At 67.5% G+C, this 369-nt stretch carries 1 protein-coding gene; it reads right to left on the minus strand.

The window, feature by feature from the left end; genetic code table 11:
• Positions 1-368, minus strand: a 368-nt coding sequence (locus K7B10_RS40095) for a transposase family protein (RefSeq protein ID WP_504967682.1), incomplete at its 3' end; no start/stop codon positions are given.
• Position 369: the final 1 nt, after the last annotated feature.

Consider the following 369-nt stretch of genomic DNA (forward strand, 5'->3'; position numbering starts at 1 on the left):
TTGACGGTGGGGCGTGAGCGGGCGCATTCGACGGGTGTGGAGTCCACGATCCACACGTCGTCGTGCCACAGGTCGGTGTCCCGGGCGAGGGTGCGGATGAACCGGCTGATCAGCGTGTTCGCGTTCCGCAGGCGCTTGTTGTAGCCGGACTGCCCGGGCAGGTAGGGGAACTCGGCGGCCAGGTGGGCGCGGGCGAACCGCAGCCATCGGGTCTCGGAGGCGAATCCGAGGACGGCCTGCATGACGGCGAGCGTCAACAGCTCGGCATCCGTCAGCCTCGGCGGGCGGCCCGATCGCCGCGTTCCTGCCAGAGAGTCATCGATCCTCACGTACAGTGCTGTCGCGAGGGTCTTGAGGTTTGTCGTCACA

The sequence above is a fragment of the Streptomyces flavotricini genome, assembly GCF_020639365.1.
GTDB lineage: Bacteria > Actinomycetota > Actinomycetes > Streptomycetales > Streptomycetaceae > Streptomyces > Streptomyces flavotricini.